The 13,136-nt window shown below is 62.8% G+C and carries 15 protein-coding genes and 3 pseudogenes; 11 read left to right on the forward strand and 7 right to left on the reverse strand.

The genetic code is table 11. The annotated features are described in order from the left end of the window. A pseudogene (locus tag EN745_RS36755) lies at positions 1–133 on the reverse strand (metallophosphoesterase); the annotation flags it as partial. Positions 134–201: 68 nt separating this feature from the next. Here EN745_RS36755 and EN745_RS02510 point away from each other — a divergent pair. Then, positions 202–705 carry an NUDIX domain-containing protein gene (locus EN745_RS02510; RefSeq protein ID WP_126058606.1) on the forward strand — a complete coding sequence of 168 codons (504 nt, stop codon included), beginning with the start codon at positions 202–204 and terminating at the stop codon, positions 703–705. A gap of 2 nt (positions 706–707) precedes the next feature. Here EN745_RS02510 and EN745_RS02515 read toward each other — a convergent pair. Then, positions 708–1,696, reverse strand: a pseudogene (locus EN745_RS02515) (glutathione S-transferase family protein). A gap of 275 nt (positions 1,697–1,971) precedes the next feature. Here EN745_RS02515 and EN745_RS02520 point away from each other — a divergent pair. The 6 genes from EN745_RS02520 to EN745_RS02545 all read left to right on the forward strand — a co-directional run bounded on the left by EN745_RS02520 (position 1,972) and on the right by EN745_RS02545 (position 6,785). Beyond that, positions 1,972–2,508, forward strand: a complete 537-nt coding sequence (locus EN745_RS02520; RefSeq protein ID WP_126058604.1) for an N-acetyltransferase — start codon at positions 1,972–1,974, stop codon at positions 2,506–2,508. Positions 2,509–2,622: 114 nt separating this feature from the next. Then, complete coding sequence (locus EN745_RS02525; protein WP_127420463.1) at positions 2,623–3,384, forward strand: 3-hydroxyacyl-CoA dehydrogenase; 762 nt, start codon at positions 2,623–2,625, stop codon at positions 3,382–3,384. Between the two features lie 5 nt (positions 3,385–3,389). Continuing rightward, positions 3,390–4,562 (forward strand): CaiB/BaiF CoA-transferase family protein, encoded by a 1,173-nt coding sequence (locus tag EN745_RS02530; RefSeq protein WP_126058602.1) that lies wholly within the window; start codon positions 3,390–3,392, stop codon positions 4,560–4,562. Between the two features lie 38 nt (positions 4,563–4,600). Next, positions 4,601–5,377 (forward strand): HugZ family protein, encoded by a 777-nt coding sequence (locus tag EN745_RS02535; RefSeq protein ID WP_127420464.1) that lies wholly within the window; start codon positions 4,601–4,603, stop codon positions 5,375–5,377. A gap of 160 nt (positions 5,378–5,537) precedes the next feature. Then, positions 5,538–5,876, forward strand: coding sequence for a metalloregulator ArsR/SmtB family transcription factor (locus EN745_RS02540; protein ID WP_126058600.1), 339 nt, complete (start codon positions 5,538–5,540; stop codon positions 5,874–5,876). 111 nt (positions 5,877–5,987) lie between these two features. Beyond that, on the forward strand, positions 5,988–6,785 hold the full coding sequence (locus tag EN745_RS02545; protein ID WP_126058599.1) for an RNA methyltransferase: 798 nt from the start codon (positions 5,988–5,990) through the stop codon (positions 6,783–6,785). On the opposite strand, the gene EN745_RS02550 is transcribed toward EN745_RS02545, so the two are convergent. The 3 genes from EN745_RS02550 to EN745_RS02560 form a co-directional block, all read right to left on the reverse strand. Beyond that, positions 6,733–7,062: a hypothetical protein gene (locus EN745_RS02550; RefSeq protein WP_127406638.1), complete on the reverse strand. Its 330-nt coding sequence runs from the start codon at positions 7,060–7,062 to the stop codon at positions 6,733–6,735. The genes EN745_RS02545 and EN745_RS02550 overlap by 53 nt on opposite strands. A 41-nt stretch (positions 7,063–7,103) precedes the next feature. After that, positions 7,104–8,264: a hypothetical protein gene (locus tag EN745_RS02555; RefSeq protein ID WP_126058597.1), complete on the reverse strand. Its 1,161-nt coding sequence runs from the start codon at positions 8,262–8,264 to the stop codon at positions 7,104–7,106. 151 nt (positions 8,265–8,415) lie between these two features. Beyond that, a complete protein-coding gene (locus EN745_RS02560) occupies positions 8,416–8,997 on the reverse strand; it encodes a DUF1134 domain-containing protein (protein ID WP_126058596.1) in 582 nt (193 codons plus the stop codon). A 362-nt stretch (positions 8,998–9,359) separates the two neighbouring features. On the opposite strand from EN745_RS02560, the gene EN745_RS02565 reads away from it, so the two are divergent. Together EN745_RS02565 and EN745_RS02570 are read left to right on the forward strand one after the other, a co-directional pair. Beyond that, positions 9,360–9,989: a histidine phosphotransferase family protein gene (locus tag EN745_RS02565; RefSeq protein WP_126058595.1), complete on the forward strand. Its 630-nt coding sequence runs from the start codon at positions 9,360–9,362 to the stop codon at positions 9,987–9,989. 248 nt (positions 9,990–10,237) lie between these two features. Then, entirely contained in the window at positions 10,238–10,606 is a 369-nt protein-coding gene (locus EN745_RS02570) for a response regulator (RefSeq protein WP_126058594.1), read from the forward strand. A gap of 84 nt (positions 10,607–10,690) precedes the next feature. On the opposite strand, the gene ctrA is transcribed toward EN745_RS02570, so the two are convergent. Continuing rightward, positions 10,691–11,386 carry a cell cycle two-component system response regulator CtrA gene (gene ctrA / locus EN745_RS02575; protein ID WP_006203583.1) on the reverse strand — a complete coding sequence of 232 codons (696 nt, stop codon included), beginning with the start codon at positions 11,384–11,386 and terminating at the stop codon, positions 10,691–10,693. 449 nt (positions 11,387–11,835) lie between these two features. On the opposite strand from ctrA, the gene EN745_RS02580 reads away from it, so the two are divergent. After that, complete coding sequence (locus tag EN745_RS02580; RefSeq protein ID WP_126058593.1) at positions 11,836–12,213, forward strand: flagellar export protein FliJ; 378 nt, start codon at positions 11,836–11,838, stop codon at positions 12,211–12,213. 67 nt (positions 12,214–12,280) lie between these two features. Here EN745_RS02580 and EN745_RS02585 read toward each other — a convergent pair whose 3' ends face one another. Continuing rightward, entirely contained in the window at positions 12,281–12,610 is a 330-nt protein-coding gene (locus EN745_RS02585) for a helix-turn-helix domain-containing protein (RefSeq protein WP_245487607.1), read from the reverse strand. A 164-nt stretch (positions 12,611–12,774) separates the two neighbouring features. Here EN745_RS02585 and EN745_RS36760 point away from each other — a divergent pair. Beyond that, positions 12,775–13,008, forward strand: a pseudogene (locus EN745_RS36760) (zinc-binding alcohol dehydrogenase family protein); the annotation flags it as partial. Between the last annotated feature and the right edge of the window lie 128 nt (positions 13,009–13,136).

Below are 13,136 nucleotides of genomic sequence, written 5' to 3' on the forward strand. Positions count from 1 at the left end.
CATCATGCATGTGGCGGCGGCGATTGCGCTGCCAGTTGACATAGCCGACCACGCGCTTGGAGGCGAGTTCGCGATAGGTTACACCGGGAAGCGGCCCCAGATGGACATCGGAAATATGCGCGAGCCTGAACATTGCTCTTTCATAAGCGAGCCGGTGCCTGCTTTCCACTCATGGTTTTGCGTCGAATCGCGGTTCCGCGGATGACGGCGCCGCTCGATCCGGAAGCGGCCATGCGTCAGACCGGCTGGCCGGGTCTCAGGGCAAGGTTGTTCCATCTGTCTTTCCTGCTCAGGCGGCCGATGACGCTCGGCGTGCGCGGACTGGTTCACGACCGCACCGCCAATAGCATCTTCCTGATCCGACACACCTATGTGCCCGGCTGGCAGTTGCCGGGCGGCGGCGTCGAGGTCGGCGAAACACTTCTGGAGGCGCTGGCGCGCGAGCTTGCCGAGGAGGGCAACATCAGCATGACGGCGCCGCCAGAGCTGAAGTCGGTGCATTTCAACCGCCGCTCCAGCAGGCGCGATCATGTCGGTTTCTATCTGATCGAGAATTTCAGCCAGACGACGCGAAAACTGCCCGACCATGAAATCGCCGAGGCCGGCTTCTTCCCGCTTGACCGCTTGCCGGAAGCGACGACGCCTGCAACGCTGCGGCGGATCGCCGAGATTTTCACGAAGGCTGAGATCTCGCCCTACTGGTAAGCCTAGGCAGCTTTCCCAAACCGCGCCCGGTCGTGCGGCGCTGCGTAGTCGATTTCCGGCCCGACCGGCACGATGCCCGTCGGATTGATCATTCTGTGGCTGCCGTAGTAATGCGCCTTGATGTGATGCAGGTTGACCGTGCCCGAAACGCTTGGCACCTGATAGAGGTCGCGCAGATAGTTCGACAGGTTCGGATAGTCGGCGATGCGGCGCAGATTGCACCTGAAGTGCCCGACATAGACCGGGTCGAACCGCACCAGCGTGGTGAACAACCGCCAGTCCGCCTCGGTGATGCGTCGCCTGCGAGATAGCGCTGCTTTGACAGTCGCGTCTCCATCTGGTCGAGCACAGAAAACAACTCTTCGAACGCCTCCTCATAGGCGGCTTGCGTGGTGGCGAAGCCGGCGCGATAGACGCCGTTGTTGATGGCCGGATAGACCACAGCGTTGACGCGATCGATCTCCGCGCGCAGCGCCTCGGGATATAAATCGAGCCCCATGTCTCCCCATTCGTCGAAGGCCGAATTGAGCATGCGAATGATCTCGGAAGATTCGTTGGAGACGATCGTTTCTTCCTTCTTGTCCCACAGCACCGGCACCGTCACCCGGCCCGAATAGGCCGGGTCGGCCTTGCTGTAGATCTGGTGCAGGAAATCGAGGCCGTACAGCGTGTCGCCGGTGGCGCCATCCTGCGGCAGGAAAGTCCAGCCGTGCGCGCCCATCAAATGATGCACCACCGATACCGAAATGACATCTTCCAACTTCTTCAGCACCCGGAAGATCAGTGTCCGGTGCGCCCACGGACACGCCAGCGAGACATAAAGATGGTAGCGGCCGGGCTCGGCCTTGAAGCCGCGCGAACGGCCTTCGGCAGGCGCCCCGTCGCGCGTGATCCAGTCACGCCATTGCGACTGCGCCCGCACGAACCTGCCGCCGCTGTCGGCCGTATCGTACCAGCGATCCTGCCACCTGCCTTCGACCAGCAATCCCATGCAAAACTCCATTGCGCCCTGAGGCCCATGTAGGCGCAGGGTCGCGATCCCGAAGGCCCGATGTGCTGAACAGACCGTCACTCGGCCCAAACGGTCGATGAAATTGTGCGGATTGCAGCGGCCGGAAATTTTTGCTAGCGGGAACTCCGCATGTTTGACTTTGCCACGATCCGGTTCGACCGACGACGAAAGGGCGCCCGCGCTTGATGAAGCGCTGACTGGCGAACGCTGCCGCTTGCAGCAAACCCTTCCTCGCATACCGGAACGCGAAGACCATGAGCCTTGCCGACGTCGAATACCTGCCGGAAACCCCGGCGCATGACTCCGAAATCGAAGCCATCAACGACGAAGCCTTCGGGCCGGGCCGCTTCGTGCTCGCCGCCTACAAGATCCGCGAGGCGGGAGGGCACGAACGTGCAATGTCCTTCGTCGCCGTCGATGGCGATACCGTCATCGCCTCGGTGCGGATGACACGCGTGGCCGCCGGCGCCGGACGCGCCATGATGCTCGGACCGCTCGCTGTGCGCCCCGCCTTCAAGAACCTCGGCATCGGCCGCCGGCTCGTGGCGATTGCGCTCGAAGCCGCCGTCAAGGCCGGCGCGCCGGCGGTGATCCTTGTCGGCGACGAGCCCTATTATGGCCCGCTCGGCTTCAAACGCTTCCCGCGCGGTCAGATTTCCATGCCGCGGCCCGTCGATCTCGACAGGCTGCTTCACCACGAAATCACACCCGGCGCCGTGGCCAAATTCGTGGGCGAGGTCGGCCATGCGGATCAGGCGCGTGTGCCGGACCAAGTTCCGGCAATGGCCTGATCGACGGCTCAATCGGCACGATTGATCCCGGTCAAGCTTCGATTGACCCCGTCTGCCGTTGCGCCGTCGTGACGTCCTTCGTAGCATGACCGGGAAAAACGTGGAGGACGCCGCATGAACCCGAATGGCCAGATTTCGATCGTCACCGGCGGCGGCTCCGGCCTCGGCGAAGCGACGGCTCGCGCGCTTGCCGCCAGGGGTGCGCACGTCGCCATCCTCGATGTCGGCGTCGAGCGCGCGCAAAAGGTGGCAGCCGATATTGGCGGCATCGCCGTCCAGTGTGACGTCAGCAGCAACGCCAGCGGCGTTATCGCCGTCGGCGAGGTGGCGCAGAAGCTTGGCGAGCCGCGCATCCTCGTCAATTGCGCCGGCATCGCCATCGGCATGAAGACGATCGGCAAGGAGGGTCCGCATGCGCTCGACCAGTACCGCAAGGTGATCGAGATCAACCTGATCGGTACCTTCAACATGATCCGCCTTGTCGCCGACCGCGCCGCCAAGCTCGATGCGCTGGAAGGCGGCGAGCGCGGTGTCATCGTCAACACGGCGTCAGTCGCCGCTTATGACGGCCAGATTGGCCAGGCAGCCTATTCGGCCTCCAAGGGCGGCGTGGTCGGCATGACGCTGCCGGTCGCCCGCGACCTTGCTCGCTCAGGCATACGCGTCTGCACCATCGCGCCCGGCATCTTCCGGACGCCGATGATGGCCGGCATGCCGCAGGAGGTGCAGGATTCGCTCGGCGCAGCGGTACCGTTCCCGTCCCGCCTCGGCGAGCCGTCCGAATATGCGGCACTTGCACTCCATATTGTCGAGAACCAGATGCTGAACGGCGAGACCATCCGCCTCGACGGCGCCATCCGCATGGCGCCCAAATAGCCCCGATGGACACCGGCATCCCCGCTGCCGGAAAGGCCGGTCCGCTGGTCGGCCTGACGGTGATCGAGATGGCTGGCCTCGGCCCATTGCCGCTGGTCGGGCTGATGCTGTCGGAAATGGGCGCCGAGGTCTTGCGCATCGAGCGCGCCGGCCCCAGTCAGCCTTTGCTGGACCTGCCGGGCGAATACGATCTCGACCGTCACGGCCGCTCCATCCTGCGTGTCGATCTGAAGCGCGGCGAAGGCGCCGACCTGCTGCTCGGCCTCGCCGAAAGGGCCGACATGCTGATCGAGGGCTATCGCCCTGGCGTCATGGAGCGGCTTGGTCTCGGGCCTGACACGGTGCTGGCGCGCAATCCGGCGCTGATCTACGGCCGCCTGACCGGCTTCGGCCAGGGCGGGCCGCTTTCGGACCGCGCCGGCCACGACATCACCTATCTCGGCTATTCCGGCCTGCTGCACGCCATCGGCAGGCAGGGAAGCCCGCCGGTCCCGCCGCTCAACCTCGTCGCCGACTATGGCGGTGGCGCCATGATGTTGGTTGCTGGCGTGCTCGCTGCTTTGTTCCAGCGCTCGCGTTCCGGCAAGGGCCAGGTGATCGATGCCGCCATGGTTGAAGGCGCTTCCATGCTGGCAACGCCGATACACGCCTTCATGGCGGCCGGCCTCTGGAGCGACGCACGCGGCGAGAACCTGCTCGATTCCGGCGCGCCCTTCTACGATACTTACGAGACGGCGGACGCGCGCCATGTCGCGGTCGGCTGCCTCGAGCCCCGCTTCTTCGCCGAATTCGCCAGGCTGCTCCCGCTCGACCCGCGCTTCGCGCATGGTCAATACGACAGGACGACATGGCCGGCCATGCGCGCCGAAATCGCCGCGCGGATGAAACAAAAGACCCGCAACGACTGGGAAGCGCTTTTCGCCGCAAGCGATGCCTGCGTCGCCCCGGTGTTGTCCTTGCTGGAGGCAAGGGATCATCCGCACAGTCGCGCCCGCGGCGCCTTTGTGCAATCAGGCAATCTCGATCGCCCTGCCCCGGCGCCGCGCTTCTCGCAAACGCCGTCAGCGCTGGCCACCGCGCCGACCGATCGTGATCTTAAGCCGGAGATGGTTCTGGCGCGCTACGGCATGGCTGAAAGCGAGATTGCCGCCCTTGTCAAATCCGGTGTGATCGGATGATAAGCGGAGCAGAAAGATCAGCTTAACGGGGAGCGCTTTTGGTCGATCGGAAAAAAGACGTCATCCGCGAGACCGACGCCGCAGCGGTCAGGCTGGCTAAGACGCTGATCCGCGGCGCCCGTTTCGGCGCCCTGGCTGTGATCGACCCTGAGACCGCAGCGCCGCTGGCGAGCCGGGTCGGCGTCGCCACCGACAGCGACGGCGCTCCGCTGATCCTGGTCTCGATGCTGTCGGCGCACACCGGCGCGCTGCTTGCCGACCCGCGTTGCTCGCTGCTCGTCGGCGAGCCCGGCAAGGGCGATCCGCTGGCGCACCCACGGATAACCCTTGTCTGTCGCGCAAGGCGGCTGGAGCGCGGTTCGGCCGAACATATGCGCGCCGAGCGGCGCTACCTCAACCGCAACCCCAAGGCGAAGCTTTACGTCGGACTCGGCGACTTCTCTATTTTCCGCCTCGAACCGGAACGCGCCAGCCTCAATGGCGGTTTCGGCAAGGCCTACCTGCTCGACCGCGCCGACCTCGTCATCGCCGGACCGATCGTCGAGGAACTGGCCGAAGGCGAGCAATCGGCACTCGACCACATGAATGCCGACCATCTAGACGCGATTGCCGTTTATGCGCGCCATTTCGCCAAGGCCGAGGGAGACGGCTGGGTCGCCACTGGTTTCGATGCCGAAGGCATGGACCTGGCGGCTGGCGATGCCCTATGCCGGGTCTTCTTTCCTGAGCCCCTGAAAGCCGCGCGTGAGTTGCGGCCCGTCCTGGTCGACATGGCAAAGGCCGGCCGCGCAGCCGGCTATTCACAAGAGCGGTAGTTAATTGTCTTGAATCAAAAGCAAGTCTTGAGATTTGGAAGAAATGTTCTACCCTTTGGTGTGTCGCTGATTCAGCAGCGGGCATCCACAGGTGAATTCATGGAATCAGACGCTATTGCCCCCATAGCGCCTGGATGAGCTGAAAAAACATGGGGCATCGATGATCTCGAGCAAGCTAATCGCCAACGCCGAATCGGCAGCCACGTTTCTGACGCTCATGGGCAATGAGAAACGGCTGTTGATCATGAGCTATCTGGTCGACGGTGAAATGTCGGTCGGCGCCATCGCCGAAAAAGTCCAGCTGAGCCAGTCCGCCCTGTCTCAGCATCTGGCGAAGTTGCGGGGGCTTGACCTGGTCGAGACCCGCCGCGACCGGCAGATGATCTACTATTCCTGCAAGTCCGACGCCGCGCGCGAGCTGCTTCGCATGTTGGACGGCATCTTCGGCGACGGCGATCTGTCCCAGATGGCCCATCGGCTGCGGCGCGCCGGGGCTTGACCGGCAGGCCCGATCGCTCCTTACCTCGCTGACGATCGCCAGAGCGTGGCTTGGGTCCAGATGGACCCACGAGCCACGCTCCGGCACTTTGAATCCTCGGCTGGGCAGCGCATGGACCTTATCCGCATCGACGATCCAGGTGACCCGCGCGTCGCCGCCTATCTCGATATCCGCGAGCGCGATCTCGTTGGCCGTCACGGCCGTTTCGTCGCCGAGGGCAAGGTGGTGCTCGACGTGCTCTTCTCGGCCGGCCGCTTTGCCGCCGAATCGGTGCTGGTCCTCGAAAATCGGCTGGCGGGCCTCGACACCACCTTGCGCAAGGCTCCGGCTGACCTTCCGGTTTATATCGCCACCAGCGAGATCATCGACGGGATCGCCGGGTTCCACATGCATCGCGGCATATTGGCGATCGGCAGCAGGGGTCCGGCGCAGTCCGCCGAGGCCTTGCTCGACACCTTGCCCGGCGGCGCGCTTATCGTCGTTCTCGTCGGCATTGCCAACCACGACAATATGGGCGCGATCTTCCGCAACGCCGCCGCCTTCGGCGCCGATGCGGTCTTTATGGACGCGACCTGCTGCGATCCGTTGTACCGAAAAGCCATTCGCGTGTCGGTCGGCGCGGCGCTGAAAGTCCCCTTCGCATCCTTTGACGACACCGCCGCTTTCACCGCCCTGCTCGATCAGTCGGGCTTTGGCCAGTTCGCGCTGTCGCCAAGCGGCGAGACAGATATCCGCGATGCGCAGAGGTCGAAGCGGCTGGCGCTCTATCTCGGCACCGAAGGCGAAGGCCTGCCCGAGGGCTTGCTCTCCCAATTGCGCACGGTGCGGATCGCTATGGCGCAAGGCTTCGACAGCCTCAATGTCGCGGCCGCATCGGCAATCGCGCTGCATCATTTTTCGCGCGGCTGACATCGCCTATGAGAGACGTGGTCGAAGACTGATCTGGTTTCGGAACGATGCGCGTCGTGCCGATCTCACTCGGGGCGGCCTCGATCCTGAAGACCTCCATGTCGTCTGCCAGCGGCACTGGAGCGCCGGTTGCCCTCGATCGCGCATCGCAGGCCATTTCGGTGATACCCCACAGCGACGTCGCGACATCCAACAGCGCAGAAAGCAGCGGATAAAAGAGCCAGAGAGCGAGCAGGAAAATCGCGGCGACCGCACGGAGGATCATGGCATCAGACATGGTGATGCCCGGCCCTGGGTGCAAGCAGGTGGCGGTGCGCGCTACCTTCCGTTCGGCGAATGCGCCTTTTGCAGCGCCCGCACACGATCGGCAAGGCTGGTGACGCGTTCCCCATTCGCCGGTCGGCCTTCACGCGGCGGAGAGGCGAGCGCCTTGGCGATCGGCGAATCCGGTCCATCCAGCTTCATCGTCAGGTTGACGACCTCGGCGGCCAGTTCGTTCATCTGGTCGCGCAAGGCAGCACTTGCGTTGCGTGCATCATTGCCCGCACCGGACTTCGATGTTTCCCGGGCGGCAAGGTCAGTCTTGAGCCGCTTGTTCTCGCGCGCCAGTGTCGTCAGCCGCGCCTCCAGCCGCTCGCGATCGCCATCAAGCCTGGCGATCGCCTTGTCGATGTCGTTGCCGGTAACGTCGACCGTCAACGCCGCGGCAGCAGGCCCTGCGGCCTCGCCCTTCGCCCGCTCGCGATGCCGTAGCAGTTCCTTCTCGCGGCGGTCGAGCTTCTCCTCGCGATCGGCAAGCGTGGCGAGCAGCCGCTCGACCTTCTTGTCCAGTTCGCCGGTTCTTTTCTTTTCCGCCTTCAGGGCCTCGCGCGCGGCCTTGCTTTCGGCCGTCGTCTCCTGGTTGCGCCTGTCCGCTTCCTTGCGCTGGGCGCGCAGCATGGCGATGTCGTTGGCGAGCTTGTCCAGCTCGGATTCGCGTGCCACCAGCTCGATCTGGCGGTTGCTCGAGGCGAAGCTGGCATCGTCGTACATGTGCTCCAGCTTTTCCAGCTCGAGCGCGCGCTTCTCCAGCATGCGCTCCATATGCGCCAGTTTCTCGGACAGTTGGTGCAACTGCTGCTCGCGCTGGTGCAGTTCCCCGGTCCTCGCCTCGAGGTCGGAAAGCGCCTGGTTCTTGTCCTTCCGCTCGACCGCCAACCCCTTAAGCGCCTCGCGGCCGCGGCCGATCTCGACCAACTGCTCGGCGGCTTTTTCCTGCAGGGCCTTGACCATCATCTCCAGCCGTCGCGTCGACATCGCGAACTCGGCCCTGACCTGATCCTTGTCTGCCTGGATTTCGGCCAGCGTCAGCGGCATCGAAGCCTCGAGCCGCCGGCGCGTCAGCGCGACCGCCCGGCGCCAGATGGCCGGAGCGACAAGCAGCGCCAGGAAGCCGGCGCAAAGAAAGCCGAGGGCGAAAAACAGGATCGACTGGACCAAGGTGACTATCCGCTATGGATGGCGGCAACCGCCAAAGCTCGACTTTGCCACCTTGGCATGACGGAAATCCAGCGCCGCGGCAAGAGCATGCCGCGGCAAGACCTGCAACAGGCCGAAGCACTGATGTCGGATTGGCGCGGCCATGAGCTTGTCAGAACGGGTTCCAGGTCGGCCGCTGCGTAAGTTTCAGATAGCCGAGATTGACGCCGAGCCTGGCGCCGACGCCGGTCCGGATCGGAACGAGCAGGACCCTGTTGTTCTGCAGCACGTTGAAGCCGACGCCCGCCACGACATAGGCGGAGCCGGCAACGCCGCCGAACCGGTTATAGAGATTGCCTATGTCGTCGAGGTTGTAGACAAGCATCATGACGCGCGACCCCTCGCCGCCGAAGTCCCAGCCGAGCGAAGGGCCTTGCCAGAACACCTTATGGTCGCCGGCATTCTTGGTGTAGAGGGTGCCCTCGCCATAGGTCAGGCCGCCGATCAGCGCGCCGGACCCTTCCTCGCCGAGCAGGTAACCGTTCGGTAGGCCGTAGGACGCAAAAATCTTCTCGACGACCGTGGCCAGGCCGCCAGAGGTCGCGCCGAAGAACTTGTGGCCGGAATCGACGATCTCCTGAGCGGTATATTCCTGGGCCCGCAGCGCGGAGGTTGAGAAGGCGAGAACGCTGAAGAAGGCAATCGCCATGGAAATGACGCGGAAAAGATTCCGGTCGTAGTATCGGGAAAACATGCTTCCAATCTCCGTCAGGGAGCACTTTCGCCGACGCCTCGCACCCCCTCCGGCTCTTGGCGGCCGCTTGAGGTGACTTTCACGGGCAAACTATGCCGTAATCCTTTTTCAACCATTAAACTCTCACATGAAGATGGCGGTTCGAAGGCCGGGAAGCCCCGCCTCCGGCCACGAGTCGCTGCGCCGGCCCGGCATTTCTGCGCGAAAGCACCATTTTCGCCGCCGACAATTTTGGATTTGTTGCTGCACGCACAGGCGCTGTGTATTCAGAGTGCCCAGGGAGAGCGCGTGATTCGTGTTGGCGGGGCGCAACGACTGATCGCTCGGCCGTGAATACGTGAACTTTAGCAGGGACTTCGCCTATGGCCGAGCTTTTCACCCTTTCCGCACCCGACCTTGCCGCGCTCCTGTGCAGCCGGGTCTGCCACGACATCATCTCGCCGGTCGGCGCGATCAACAACGGCCTTGAATTGCTCGATGAGGGCGGCGCCGACGAAGACGCCATGAAACTGATCCGCCAGAGTGCCAAGAACGCTTCGGCCCGGCTGCAATTTGCCCGCATTGCCTTCGGCGCCGCCGGTTCCGCCGGCATGATGATCGACACCGGCGACGCCGAGGCTGTCGCCATCGCCTTCCTGAAGAACGAGAAGCCGGAGCTGGTGTGGAACGGAACCCGCGCGCTCCTGCCCAAGAACAAGGTCAAGCTGCTGCTCAACCTCATTCTCGTCGCCAACGCCGCCATCCCGCGCGGCGGCAAGCTTGTCGTCACACTCGAGAATCTCGACGCCGAGCCGCGCTTTGCGCTGTCGGCCAGCGGTCCGATGCTGCGCGTGCCGCCGAAATTCCTCGAACTGCATTCCGGTCATAAGCCCGAGGAGCCGATCGACGCCCATTCCGTCCAGCCCTACTACACGCTGCTCCTGGCGCGCGAGGCCAACATGACGATATCGATCCATGCGACAGCCGAGGAAATCGTGCTGTCGGTCGTCTGAGCGCTGTATCCGCCGGCAAGAACAGATAAAGTATTTATTCCAGATAATATTTGTGATGGAGCCTGAAATTCAGGCGAAGCAAGTTTTTCCGGCCAGTCCAGGCTGAGTTCGTGACGCAAAAGCGAACAAGGCGCATCTTTGCAAAAACTTTACCTAACGGCTTTTCCGCTTCTTTACCAGATTGAACTATGGTGGCCACGGTTACCCGCACGTTGCCGGTTCGCCGGAATGGCAAAGAGGACCCGGAAATGAAACGCTGCCTGTTCGTCGACGATTCGAGCGTCATCAGGAAGGTCGCAAAGCGCATCCTCGGTGGCTCCGACTTCACCGTGATCGAAGCGGCCAGCGGGCTTGATGCCATTGAGGTGTGCGCCGCCGACATGCCGGACGTCATCGTTGTCGACGGCGGACTGCCGGACATGCAGGCGGTGGACTTCATTCGCCGGGTGCGCGCAATGGAAAGCGCGGTCAAGCCGCAGATCCTGGTCTCTCTGGTCGAGGTCGATGTCGCATCGATCATGCGGGCAAAGCGGGCCGGCGCCCAGGGCTACCTCTTGAAACCATTCAACCGGCCGCAATTGCTGGAACGATTCCGCGTCCTGAAGATCGCCGCCTGACGGCAGGCCAGGATTGGCCATTCAACACAAAAAACCCGGCTGAAGCCGGGTTTTTTTGTGCTGAAGAGCAATCGAAAGAATGGGTCAGGCGCTGACGCGGATGTCTTCCGGCTCGCGCAGCACGTAGCCGCGGCCCCAAACGGTCTCGATGTAGTTCTGGCCGCCGGAGGCCGCGTCGAGCTTCTTGCGCAGCTTGCAGATGAAGACGTCGATGATCTTCAGTTCCGGCTCGTCCATGCCGCCATAGAGGTGGTTGAGGAACATTTCCTTGGTCAGCGTGGTGCCCTTGCGCAGCGAGAGCAGCTCCAGCATCTGGTATTCCTTGCCGGTCAGGTGGACGCGCTGGCCGCCGACTTCGACGGTCTTGGCGTCGAGGTTGACCACCAGGTCGCCGGTGGTGATGACCGACTGGGCATGGCCCTTGGAACGCCGCACGATGGCGTGAATGCGCGCCACCAACTCGTCCTTGTGGAATGGCTTGGTCATGTAGTCGTCGGCGCCGAAGCCGAGGCCGCGCACCTTGTCCTCGATGCCGGCCATGCCGGACAGGATCAATATAGGCGTCTTCACCTTGGACAGGCGAAGCGTTCTCAAGACTTCATAGCCCGACATGTCCGGCAGATTGAGGTCGAGAAGGATGATGTCGTAGTCGTAGAGCTTTCCGAGATCGACACCCTCTTCGCCGAGATCGGTCGTATAGACATTGAAGCTTTCCGATTTCAGCATCAATTCGATGCTTTGTGCGGTTGCACTGTCATCTTCTATCAGCAGAACACGCATTTCATTCCCCTTTTCTGCTGCCGGACCATGTCACGACCCGTCCGGGACCGGAGCAGTGATTGCCTGAACAGAAGGTGCCATCGAATGGTTAACAAAACCTAATTTCGTGCCGAGGACGATACCAGATTTTTTAACCCCTTTCTACACCCTCTTGAATCTAATAACGAATCACAGACCAAAACCGCTAATGCACCACATTAATAAGCCAGCCTAAGTGACTCCAGGGACTCGCTGGTCGGCTTCCCGTCGAAAGCCGGAATTTTTACCCGGCCTTAAGTCCTCGCCCGTATGATTAACAATGCCCGTAAACGAATGGTTACCAACGGCAAAAAACTTTAGGAGTTTGTTTCCCATAGTGGGGGGAAAGCCAGGGGATACGGGCAGCGCTTGGGCCTTTCCGAGCGGATTGGACGATATGTGCGGGTGTGCGTTTCCGGGAGTACCGAATCATGAAGTCACGTGAAAACCTCGTTCGGCTGAAACAGTTTCAGGTGAATGAGAAGCGGCGGCAGCTGCTGCAGCTCGACATGATGATCGCCGAGTTCGAACGCATGGCCGTCGAACTGGAGGTGCAGATCGCCGCCGAGGAGAAGAAGGCCGGCATCACCGACATCAATCATTTTGCCTATCCGACCTTCGCCAAGGCGGCGCGCCTGCGCCGCGACAACCTGAGAAATTCGCAAAGCGACCTCGCCCAGCAGCGAAGCACTGCCGAATCATTACTCGGCGAAGCTGAAGCGGAGCTTTCCAAGGCAGAGATGCTGGAATCACGCGACACCAAGATTCGCGACGCCGAACTCGGCGGCCGCAGCGCAATGATCGGGTAAAGCCGCCGACGAGCGCTATCCGCGCGACGCAAGCCGGCGAACCGCCGGCCAGGAGCCTGGCGGCCGCTCAGTCCAGCGTCGCAAGATCCGCTTGACGGTCCATCGATGCCCGGGTGCGGGCCGCCTTGATGTCGGGCGCGTGCTCTTCCGACCAGGACCGTATCTGATTGAGCAGTCCCGCCAGGTTCCGGCCGAGATCGGTCAGCTCATATTCGACCCTTGGCGGGATCACCGGAAAGATCTCCCGCCGCACCAGCCCGTCGCGCTCGAGCACACGCAGCGTCTGAGTCAGCATTTTCGGCGTGATGCCTTCGAGCTTGCGGGCCAGCTCGCCATTGCGCATCCGCCCGCGGCGCAGCGCGCAGACGGTCAGGTAGACCCATTTGCTGGCCAGCATTTCGAGCACGGTGTGCGAAGGGCACGTCCGCCGGAATGCATCATAGCCGAAGGGGGCGCCGCAATCACTATCCATGAGGTGCCTATATATAGATAAGGTACATACTAGACAAGAGAATATTACTATCCAAATGATAGCGGCACACCAACATCGAGGAGCCTCTCATGCGTGCCGTTACCCAGAATACCGTCGGCGGTCCCGACGTCCTTGTCATCGCCGACCGGCCGGACCCGGCGCCGAAGGCCGGCGAAGTGCTGGTCCGCGTCAGCGCCGCCGGCATCAACCCTGTCGACGGCGCGGTGCGCGGCGGCAACTATCCGCTGCTCGGCGAGCCGCCCTTCATCCTCGGCTGGGACATTTCCGGAACCATCGAGGCGCTTGGCCCCGATGTTACCGGCCTCAAGGTTGGCGATCAGGTGTTCGGCATGCCGCACTTTCCGAAGCAGGCGGCGGCCTACGCCGAACTGGCCGTGGCCCCCGCCGATGAGATTGCGCCAAAGCCCGAAAGCATCGATCACATCCACGC

Origin of the sequence: Mesorhizobium sp. M4A.F.Ca.ET.022.05.2.1 (assembly GCF_003998845.1) — a bacterium.
In the GTDB taxonomy this organism is placed as follows: domain Bacteria; phylum Pseudomonadota; class Alphaproteobacteria; order Rhizobiales; family Rhizobiaceae; genus Mesorhizobium.